At 73.9% G+C, this 7,384-nt stretch carries 7 protein-coding genes; 5 read left to right on the plus strand and 2 right to left on the minus strand.

Translation table 11 applies throughout. The features are described 5' to 3' along the window. Positions 1–109: 109 nt before the first annotated feature. Positions 110–466: a hypothetical protein gene (locus ACWGIS_RS36085; protein ID WP_453366745.1), complete on the minus strand. Its 357-nt coding sequence runs from the start codon at positions 464–466 to the stop codon at positions 110–112. A 169-nt stretch (positions 467–635) separates the two neighbouring features. Between ACWGIS_RS36085 and ACWGIS_RS36090 the strand changes: the two genes are divergently transcribed. Continuing rightward, entirely contained in the window at positions 636–1,301 is a 666-nt protein-coding gene (locus tag ACWGIS_RS36090; protein WP_453366751.1) for an NUDIX domain-containing protein, read from the plus strand. 9 nt (positions 1,302–1,310) lie between these two features. Here ACWGIS_RS36090 and ACWGIS_RS36095 read toward each other — a convergent pair whose 3' ends face one another. Further along, the gene (locus tag ACWGIS_RS36095; RefSeq protein WP_453366746.1) at positions 1,311–2,492 is read right to left on the minus strand and encodes a PP2C family protein-serine/threonine phosphatase; all 1,182 of its coding nucleotides are present in this window, start codon (positions 2,490–2,492) and stop codon (positions 1,311–1,313) included. A gap of 229 nt (positions 2,493–2,721) precedes the next feature. Between ACWGIS_RS36095 and ACWGIS_RS36100 the strand changes: the two genes are divergently transcribed. The 4 genes from ACWGIS_RS36100 to ACWGIS_RS36115 all read left to right on the plus strand — a co-directional run bounded on the left by ACWGIS_RS36100 (position 2,722) and on the right by ACWGIS_RS36115 (position 7,058). After that, complete coding sequence (locus ACWGIS_RS36100; RefSeq protein ID WP_453366747.1) at positions 2,722–3,210, plus strand: DUF5709 domain-containing protein; 489 nt, start codon at positions 2,722–2,724, stop codon at positions 3,208–3,210. Positions 3,211–3,251: 41 nt separating this feature from the next. Next, positions 3,252–3,812 carry a (2Fe-2S)-binding protein gene (locus ACWGIS_RS36105; RefSeq protein ID WP_453366748.1) on the plus strand — a complete coding sequence of 187 codons (561 nt, stop codon included), beginning with the start codon at positions 3,252–3,254 and terminating at the stop codon, positions 3,810–3,812. Continuing rightward, positions 3,809–4,801, plus strand: coding sequence for an FAD binding domain-containing protein (locus ACWGIS_RS36110; RefSeq protein ID WP_453366749.1), 993 nt, complete (start codon positions 3,809–3,811; stop codon positions 4,799–4,801). The genes ACWGIS_RS36105 and ACWGIS_RS36110 overlap by 4 nt, the downstream gene beginning before the upstream one ends. A gap of 133 nt (positions 4,802–4,934) precedes the next feature. Beyond that, on the plus strand, positions 4,935–7,058 hold the full coding sequence (locus ACWGIS_RS36115; RefSeq protein ID WP_453366750.1) for a xanthine dehydrogenase family protein molybdopterin-binding subunit: 2,124 nt from the start codon (positions 4,935–4,937) through the stop codon (positions 7,056–7,058). Positions 7,059–7,384: the final 326 nt, after the last annotated feature.

The following is a 7,384-nucleotide window of genomic DNA, read 5'->3' on the forward strand; positions in this document are numbered from 1 at the left end:
CGGGGGCGCCCGCCCCCTCACCCCGACCACACCCCCCCAGCCCCCCCCCCACCTGGCGCGCCCCGGTGCCCGCCCGCCCCCCCCCCGGCACTGCCGGCAACGCCGGCCGTCAGCCCTCGTCGCCCGCCCGCGACATGCGCAGGGCCAGCTCCTGGAGCAGATCCGCCGACTTGACGTCCGTGCGACCCGAGTCGTGCACGTCGGCGAGCTCGGAGAAGAGGAACGCGAAGGCGCCCACCAGCGAGATGGTCGCGGGCAGATAGGCGTCCGCGACGGCCTGCCCGGCCTCGGCGGGACCGGCGTCCGCGGGCACCTCGACACTGGGGAACACCTCCGTCACGAGCGCGCCGAGCTGCGTCTGGGTCGCGTCGACCTCGGCGTCCTCGTCCTGAGCGATCCTGCGGACCATCGCGTTGGTCTCGGTGAGGACGCCGATGGCTCGCAGGATGATCTCCGTCTGTTCCATGCCGTGAGCCTAGACGTGCGACCGCCCCGATGGTCATGACCCCCGGAACCTCCGTCGCCGCGCACGCCGGAACCTCCACCCCAGGTGGGTCCCGCTCTGACAGCGACCGGGACGAAATGGTAGAAGCGTGCATGACCAACTTCAGCCCCACGCGCCCCACCCGCGTCCGGTGACCGCCGGCATCGACACCCCGGACCGCCGGGGCCGCACCGGACTCGACCGCACCGGCCGGGACCTGACCGGCAACCCGCGGGTCAGGATCCGCGACGTGACGCTGCTCTCCAGCCACTGGTACGTGGAGCGCACCACCTCCTTCGACTTCCGGCACGCCGACGGCACCTGGAGCACCCAGGAACGCGAGACGCACGACCGCGGCAACGGCGCCACCATGCTGCTGTACGACGCCGAGCGCGAAACAGTGCTCCTCACCCGGCAGTTCCGCTACCCCGTGTACGTCAACGGCCACCCCGACGGCATGCTCGTCGAGACGCCCGGCGGACTCCTCGACGAGGAGGACGAGCACCCCGAGGTCGCCGTACGGCGCGAGGTGGTGGAGGAGACCGGGCACACCATCGGCGAGGTCCGGCACGTCTTCGACGTCTACATGAGCCCCGGTTCGGTCACCGAACGCGTGAGCTTCTTCGCCGCCTCGTACGGCCCGTCCACCCGTACGCACGAGGGCGGGGGCCTGGAGGAGGAGGGCGAGGACATCGAGATCGTCGAACTCCCCTTCCGCAGGGCCCTGGAGATGATCCGCACCGGCGAGATCGCCGACGCGAAGACCATCATGCTGCTCCAGTGGGCCGCACTGGAGGGCCCGTTCAGGGCCGGATGACGGAGGGGGTCACCGGGTCGGCGGACGCCACTCGAAGAGGATGATCGTCGCGTCGTCCTGAAGACGGTCGCTCTGGGACTCCACGATGGAGTGGATGAGCCGCCGCAGCACCTCCGGCGCCAGCTCACCGCCCGCCGTGGCGCGGATGACGGAGTCGGTGAACCGTTCGAGGCCGAAAAAGCCGCCGTCCCAGGTCCGTGCCTCGGTGACGCCGTCGGTGTACATCAGGACCCGGTCGCCCGGCTCCAGGGTGAGCTCGTGCACGTGGCGCGACCGCGCGGCGAGCAGGGAGGGCAGCCCCATGGGCGGCTCCGCGTCGCGGTCCATGGCACCCTCCACCACCCGTTCGTCACGGATGAGCAGGGGCGGCGGGTGCCCGCAGTTGATCCACCGCAGCAGCCCGGTGGCCAGGTCGAGCTGGCACAGGACCGAGGTGCAGAACTGGTCCGGCAGCCACTCGCCCAGCGCGGCGTCCACGGACTCCACGAGCTCCGGCAGATCCGCCCCCGTCCGGCGGGCGTTGCGGCAGGCGGACAGCGACACCGCCGTGGTCAGCCCCGACGCCAGGTTGTGCCCCATGGCGTCGAGCACCGAGACGTGCAGCGTCGTCTCCGTGAGCGAGTGGTCGAAGGCGTCCCCGCCGATCTGGTAGGCGGGCTCCAGGACGGCCGTCGACACGGCGTGCGTGTTGCCGATCGTGCGGGGCGGGAGGAACGCGCGGAGCATCTCGGCGGGCAGCTGCATCGGTTCGGTGCGGGTGCGCCGTACGAAGGAATCCTTGTAGGCGCGCTTCGACGTGATCATCATCGCGAGCAGCGTGGCCAGGGTCCGGCCGCGCCGCAGCGACAGGGGGTCGAGGGACGGGCAGTGCACCGCGAGGACGCCGAGCCGCTCGGCCCCGTCCAGCAGCGGCAGCCACGCCGTCATCCCGCCCAGCTCGGACTCCTCCACGCGCAGCGACTGCGTGCGGTACGTCCAGCCCGCGAGGGAGCCGTCGATCTCGAGCGTCGAGGCCACGTCCGTCAGGGGCACGAGCTCCCGCTGCTGCAGATCCGCGAGGTACACCACGGAGTGCTGGAGGCCCAGGGCCTTGGAGCACCGCGCCACCGCCGTGGTGAGGTCCAGCGCCGCGTTGTCCGGATCGGCGAGGAACTCCGTCAGGAGCGCTTCCTCGCTGTCTGCCGCCGCCACCTGTTCTCCCCTCGTCGCGCGTCGCCGCCCGTGGCCCGGGTGTTCTGAGCAGCAGTCTCACACCGGCGCCCGCGCGCCGCCCGGCGACGCGGAGCCCCGGCAACTCCCCCGAACCGTCACGCACCGTGTTCATCAGGAGTCCCTGGCGTGCCGGAACGTGTGGTCTGCCGCAGCCTGGATACGCGGGCTGCAAGGCAATGACATCCGTCCGTCCGGAGGACACAGAAACATGGGCAGTGAGAACGGCGAAGAAGTGATGGGCGACGAGGTCTACCAGCCCGACGGGACCGAGGGCCGGGAGGACGACGGCGTCCTCGACCTGGAGGACACCCTCTCCGACCGCGAGTCCGACCCGTACGAGGAGGGCTGGTCCCCGCCCGAGCGGCCCCTCGCCGTGGACCACGAGGGAACCACGGCACGGGAGCAGCGGGAGGGCGAGAGCCTGGACCAGCGGCTCGCCGAGGAACTGCCGGACCCGGCGCTGGAGGAGCCCGACACCGGTGACGGCGTGGGCGACCTCCCCGACGGCGAGGGCGAACCGCTGGACGACGAGGTCGGGCAGGACCGCGCCGGCCGCCTGGTCGCACCCGACGAGGGCGTCCACGAGGACGCCGAGAAGGACATGCTCGCCGACGACGTGGGCATCGACGGCGGTGCGGCCTCCGCCGAGGAGGCCGCCGTCCACCGCATCCCGGACGACGAGACCGGCCCCCTGTAACGGCCGGACGCCCCCGCCCGCCCCTCACCTGGAGGACATCCGTGGACCGCGACTCCGCGCGCCCCGCCACCTCACCCGACCGCCACCACTCCGAGGTGACCCTCCGGGTGAACGGCAAGCCGCACACCCTCACCGTCGACCACCGCTCCGTCCTGCTGGACGTGCTGCGCGAGGACCTCGGCCTCACCGGCGCCAAGAAGGGGTGCGACCACGGCCAGTGCGGTGCCTGCACGGTCCTGGTGGGCGGCCGGCGCGTCAACAGCTGTCTCCTGCCGGCGGTCGCCCTCGACGGCGCCGACATCACGACCGTCGAGGGCCTCGCCGGCGGGGACGGCGAGGCGCTGCACCCGCTCCAGCAGGCGTTCCTGGACCGCGACGCCTTCCAGTGCGGCTACTGCACACCGGGACAGCTGTGCAGCGCCGTCGGCGCCGTGGCCGAGGCGGAGGCGGGCCACCCCTCCCACGTGACCGACCCGGCCACGCCCTCGGGACGGCCGGTACCGCTGGACGCGGACGAGATCCGCGAGCGGCTCAGCGGCAACCTCTGCCGCTGCGGCGCCTATCCGCACATCGTCGAGGCCGTCGAGGACGTGATCCGGTGAAACCCTTCGCCTACGTACGCGCGGAGAGCGTCGAGGAGGCCGCCGACGCCTACGCCGCCCACCCCGGCGCCCGCTACCTCGGCGGCGGCACCAACCTGGTGGACCTGATGAAGCTCGGCGTGGAGGAGCCCGCCGCCCTCGTCGACGTCAGCCGCCTGCCCCTGGACACCGTGGAGGAGCTGCCCGACGGCTCGGTGCGCGTCGGAGCGACGGTGCGCAACAGCGACCTCGCGGCCCACCCCGCCGTCCGGGACCGCTATCCCGTGCTCTCCCAGGCGCTCCTCGCCGGCGCCTCGGGGCAGCTGCGCAACGTCGCCACCACCGGCGGCAACCTGCTCCAGCGCACCCGCTGCCCCTACTTCCAGGACGTCGACAAACCCTGCAACAAGCGCCGCCCCGGCTCCGGTTGCGGCGCGCGCGACGGCGTCCACCGCGACCACGCGGTGCTCGGACACTCCGAGCACTGCATCGCCACGCACCCCTCCGACATGGCCGTCGCGCTCGCCGCACTCGACGCGCGCGTGGAGCTGTACGGAGGCGACGGCCGGCGCAGTGTCCCGGTCGCCGAGTTCCACCGGCTCCCCGGCGACACTCCGGAGCGCGACACCGAGATCCGTCCGGGCGAACTCGTCACCGGGGTGCTGCTCCCCGCGTCCACGTCCGGACTTCCCTCCGCCTACCACAAGGCCCGCGACCGTGCCTCGTACGCCTTCGCGCTCGCGTCCGTCGCCGCCGTCCTCGACGTGTCCGACGGCGTCGTGCGGCGCGCCGGGATCGCGTTCGGCGGACTGGCCCACCGGCCCTGGCGGGCCCGCCGCGCCGAGGAGGCGCTGCTGGGGGCGGCCCCCACCACGGCCGCCTTCGAGCACGCCGTGGACCTGGAACTCGAGGCCGCCCGGCCGATGCGCGACAACGCCTACAAGGTGACCCTCGCCCGCGGTCTCGCCGTCGACGTACTGGGCCGCCTCGCGCCGCCCGCCGTCACCTGAACCCGGCGTCCCGGACGGCCCGCACCCCCGTCACCCGGACCGTGTCCTGAACGGCCCGCGCCGTCGTCACCCGAACCCCCGACCCGTACCGGCACCCGACCAGGCCGGAACCGGGCACGCACCAGGAGGACTCATGGCCGACACCGGTACCGCGCTGGGCGCGCCCGCCGAGCGCCGGGAGGGCCGCGACAAGGTCACCGGCGCCGCCCGCTACGCCGCCGAACACCCCCTTCCGCGCCGCGCCCACGCGTGGCCCGTGCCCGCCACCGTCGCCGCCGGTTCCGTTCGGGCCGTCGACACCGCCGCCGCTCTCGACGTGCCCGGCGTGCTGTCGGTGCTCACGCACGAGAACGCGCCCCGGCTGGCCGAGCCCGACGACGCCACGCTCGCCGTGCTGCAGAACGACCGGGTGCCGCACCGCGGCTGGTTCGTGGCCCTGGTCGTCGCCGAGACCCTGGAGGCGGCCCGCGAGGGCGCCGCCGCCGTACGCGTCGACTACGCCGTCCAGGACCACGACGTGACCCTCACCGAGGGCCATCCGGCGGCGTACGTCCCCGAGGAGGCCAACGGCGGCTACCCGGCCCACCGCGAACAGGGCGACCCCGAAGGCGCCTTCTGCTCCTCGCCGGTCCGCGTCGACGCCGACTACCGGGTGCCCCCGCTGCACAACCACCCGATGGAACCGCACGCCGCCACCGCCCGCTGGGAGGGCGACCGGCTCGTCGTGCAGGACTCCAGCCAGGGGGCCACGACCGTGCGCACCGTGCTGGCGCAGCTGTTCGGCATCCCCGAGGAGCACGTCACGGTGCGGTCCGAGCACGTCGGCGGCGGCTTCGGGTCCAAGGGCACCCCGCGTCCGCACGTGGTGCTCGCGGCGATGGCCGCCCGCGTGACCGGCCGCCCCGTCACCCTCAACCTGCCCCGCCGCCGGCTGCCCGCCGTCGTCGGCCACCGCGCCTCCACGCTCCAGCGCGTCCGGCTGGGCGCCAGCGCGGACGGCACCCTGACCTCGGTGCTCCACGAGGTGACCACCTACACCTCGCGCATCAAGGAGTTCGTGGAGCAGGCCGCCATGCCCACCCGGGTCATGTACGCCTCACCGCACAGCCTCACCACGCACCGGGTCGTACCGCTGGACGTCCCCACCCCGTCCTGGATGCGCGCCCCGGGCGAGGCCCCGGGCATGTACGCCCTGGAGTCGGCCATGGACGAACTGGCCGTCGAGCTCGGGATGGACCCCGTCGAGCTGCGGATCGCCAACGAGCCGGACACCGAGCCCGACAGCGGCAAGCCCTTCAGCAGCCGCCATCTGGTCGAGTGCCTGCGCGAGGGGGCGCGGCGGTTCGACTGGCCCCGCCGTGACCCCCGCCCGCGCTCTCGGCGCGAGGGGCCCCTGCTGATCGGATCGGGCGTGGCGGCGGCCACCTATCCGGTGCTGGTCTCGCCCTCCACGGCGACGGCCCGCGCCCTGCCCGACGGCGACTTCGTGATCAGCGTCAACGCCACCGACATCGGCACCGGCGCGCGCACCGTCCTCGCGCAGGTCGCCGCCGACGCCCTCGGCGTCCCGCTCGACCGCGTCCGCACCGAGGTGGGGAGCAGCGACCTGCCCCCGGCCCCGCTCGCCGGCGGCTCCTCGGGCACCGCCTCCTGGGGCTGGGCCGTGCACGAGGCGTGCGCCCGGCTCCGGGCGAGCCTGGCCGACCACGGGGGACCGCTCCCGGACGGCGGCATCGAGGAGCGTGCGGACACGTCGGGCACCGCCGACGCCGAGAGCGGCCACGCCCGGCACGCGTTCGGCGCCCACTTCGCCGAGGTCGCCGTCGACACCGTCACCGGCGAGGTGCGGGTCCGCCGCCTCCTGGGCGTCTACGCCGCCGGGCGCATCCTCAACTCCCGTACGGCGCGCTCCCAGTTCATCGGCGGCATGACGATGGGCCTGGGCATGGCGCTCACCGAGGGCAGCACGATGGACGCGCCGTTCGGCGACTTCACGGAGTCCGACCTCGCTTCGTACCACGTGCCCGTGCACGCGGACGTCCCGGCGGTCGAGGCGTACTGGGTCGACGAGGACGACCCGCACCTCAACCCCATGGGCAGCAAGGGGATCGGCGAGATCGGCATCGTCGGCACGGCGGCCGCCGTCGGCAACGCCGTCCACCACGCCACCGGGGTCCGTCTGCGCGAACTGCCCCTGACGCCGGACCGGGTACTGACCGCCCTCGCGGACCACGGAAGCGGCGGACGGCTCCCGTAGCAGCGGAGGCTGCCCGCGCCCGCCCTTCGTCGCCTTCGCGCGGACCCGGGTCTGGTCGAAGACCAACGGACGAGTGCGGCGCCGGTCCGCGAGCACGGGACCGGCGCCGAACCAGGGACGCCCCACGCCGCCGAGGGACGCTGGACGGCGGACGCCAGGTACGGCAGACGCCGAAGGCGACTCACCGAAGACGACAGACGCGAGACGATCAACCGAAGACGACCCACCGATGGCGTCGGACCGCCGGACGACCGACGCCGGACCGACCGACGCCGGACGGCCGATACCAGCCGACGCGACCGACACAAGCCGACGCGGGCCCGCGA

Source organism: Streptomyces sp. NPDC054842 (assembly GCF_053611025.1).